This is a genomic window from Streptomyces sp. NPDC060027 (assembly GCF_042737005.1).
Classification (GTDB): Bacteria; Actinomycetota; Actinomycetes; order Streptomycetales; family Streptomycetaceae; genus Streptomyces.
The window spans coordinates 1-1,676 of sequence record NZ_JBHWVI010000440.1 but is presented as its reverse complement, the minus strand read 5'-3'; the positions used below and the strand labels follow the sequence as shown (position 1 = coordinate 1,676).

Annotated in this window: 2 protein-coding genes; both read right to left on the bottom strand. The window is 68.1% G+C overall.

Going from position 1 to position 1,676, the window contains the following annotated elements; all coding sequences use genetic code 11:
• Positions 1-60 precede the first annotated feature (60 nt).
• On the bottom strand, positions 61-714 hold the full coding sequence (locus ACFWBT_RS42815; RefSeq protein ID WP_385710208.1) for a DUF6381 family protein: 654 nt from the start codon (positions 712-714) through the stop codon (positions 61-63).
• 226 nt (positions 715-940) lie between these two features.
• Positions 941-1,510, bottom strand: coding sequence for an STAS domain-containing protein (locus ACFWBT_RS42810; RefSeq protein WP_385710205.1), 570 nt, complete (start codon positions 1,508-1,510; stop codon positions 941-943).
• Positions 1,511-1,676: the final 166 nt, after the last annotated feature.

Sequence of the window (1,676 nt, the reverse complement as noted above, 5' to 3'; positions counted from 1 at the left end):
CCTGGCCACCGCGGCCTGACCAGAGGCCGACGCACGCCCCCACCACGCCCTGACACGCCATCAACCCATCACACCCCCACCAACGTGACAACACCGACCAGGCTCCTCGGCTTGCCCGCGGTGCTCAGACGCCTCCCGCACCGGGACGAGCAGGTGCATCTGCACCGCAGTCTGGAACGGCTGCGCTCCTTGGCTGAAGGGCAGCAACAGCTGCCACTCCTGCGTCGGATCCACGACTCCGGGCTGCAGACACAGCCTCTCTAGCGGTTCGGCTCGCATGATTCGCCAGGTGGCGAGGTCACTCGACTTTCGACGATCAACGGAAACGTCGATCGGAGTTACACCGAATTTCATACAGTCCCCCCTGCTGCGGGGTGAGGCACGGTTGAGGGATTTGTTGCCCGTCACCCTCGGAAGGCTGATGTCTGGGCGCGGGGTTCGGCCGGTGGCTGCGAGGGGCGTCTCGGGAGCGCCGGCAGCAGCCGGCCGGAACCACGATAGAGGCTGGGCGGCTACCGGGGGTCCATGATGGCGGCTGCCGCGGCTCGGGTCCTGCCCGGTTTCCTTGTTGCTCTGCTCCTTCAGCCGGCGGGCCTGATCGCTCAGGCGCTTGCGCTCGTCGGGGTCGCTGGTGCGCTCGGCCAGATCCCCCATTTCCTCGGCCTTGGCACGCATCTGCTGGACTCTGCCGCCGGGTTCGCCGGTCATGCTCATGATCGCTCCTTGCGTGATGGGGAGAGCGGACGAGCACAGCGAAACGCCCCTACTGAGCTACCGCATCCCAACGCATCCCCTGGGGTGCCTCCTCTCCTGTGAAGGGGCTGGAAGAGGGGCGAGGTTGGTGCGTGTGCGTTGCGGCGGGAACGGCGTTTTGGACGTTGTTCAGAGCCCTCCGTGAGGGTCGCGGCTCCAGGCGGCAGGGGTGCATTTCACGCGTCCGTCACCTTCGATGACGGCATGCGGCACACGGTGTCACGCGTGAACGGCCCGCCGTTTCGCCGGCGGGCCGCATCAGTGGAGCGCTTCCTGGCCTGCGGCAGGCCGGGCACCGCCGTCTGTGGCGGAGGGGCTGGTGAAGGGCCTGGCCCGGCGCCCTCCCGCACGCCCGGGAGCGATCAGTGGACTGCTTCCTGATTAGCGCGGCAGGCCGGGCATCCGCCGTCTGGTGGCGGTTGTCAGACCGGGAGCAGGGGGTGGGGTCCAGGGGGGGTGCGGTCTTGAGTAGGTCAAGGGTTCGGTACAGGTTGGGGTGGAGGCCGGTGAGGTGGAGGCTCGTGTGGGTGGTGTGGACCTGGTGGGTGAGCCGGTTCAGTGCGCGCAGACCCGTCCCGTCGCAGAAGGTGAGGCTGGTGAGGTCCAGGCAGAGGGTTCGGGGGTGTCCTGCCAGTGCTGTGGTGAGTGCCTGGTGGAGGAGTGGGGCGGTGGCGAGGTCGAGTTCTCCGGTCAGGCGGAGCAGGACGGTTTCCCCGTACCGCAGGGTGTGGGTCTGGAGCAGTTCGTCTGCTCGCATGGCCGCCTCCGGTTCCGGGTGTGCCAGGCCGGCTTTTCTTCCTCTTCTTCCCAGTATCCGGGCGGGGGAGTGGTTAGGCGGCGGCGAGGTCGGCCCAGTGGTCGATGAGGCCGTCGGTGTCGGTGTCGGTGTCGGTGCCGGTGTGGTCGGCGAGGGCGGTGATGAT